We start from the raw sequence: 430 nt of genomic DNA on the forward strand, positions 1-430 counted from the left end.
GCCGCCGCTAGTCAACGGTGCAAAGCACTCGTAAACCGCGAGATCGAAGTTCAGCGAGGTCGAGAACAGGGTTTTCGACAGGGTTTGCGCATCGAACGAACGATGGGCCCACGTCAGGAAATTCACCGTATTGCGGTGTTCGATCATCACACCCTTGGGCAACCCGGTCGAACCGGAGGTGTAGATCACATAGGCCAGATGCGCCGAGGTCAGCTCAGGCACCTGCGGATTCGAGACGGATTCGTCCTGCCAGCGCCCGCTACCGAGATCGATCACCGGCATCGTTGCATCAGCCAACAACCCAAGGGTCGCAGCCTGGGCCAGCACCACGGCCGGCGCGCTGTCCTCCAGCATGTAGGCAATCCGATCCGCCGGATAGGCCGGATCCAGCGGCACATAACCGCCGCCCGCCTTGAGGATCGCCAGCAAG

General features: G+C 61.6%; 1 protein-coding gene. It reads right to left on the bottom strand.

Annotated features, from left to right (window positions below; all coding sequences use genetic code 11):
- Window positions 1–430 (bottom strand): AMP-binding protein (locus FGE05_RS29715; RefSeq protein ID WP_139650447.1); only part of this gene is annotated, 430 nt, incomplete at both ends.

Source organism: Pseudomonas sp. ICMP22404, assembly GCF_006227205.1.
GTDB lineage: Bacteria > Pseudomonadota > Gammaproteobacteria > Pseudomonadales > Pseudomonadaceae > Aquipseudomonas.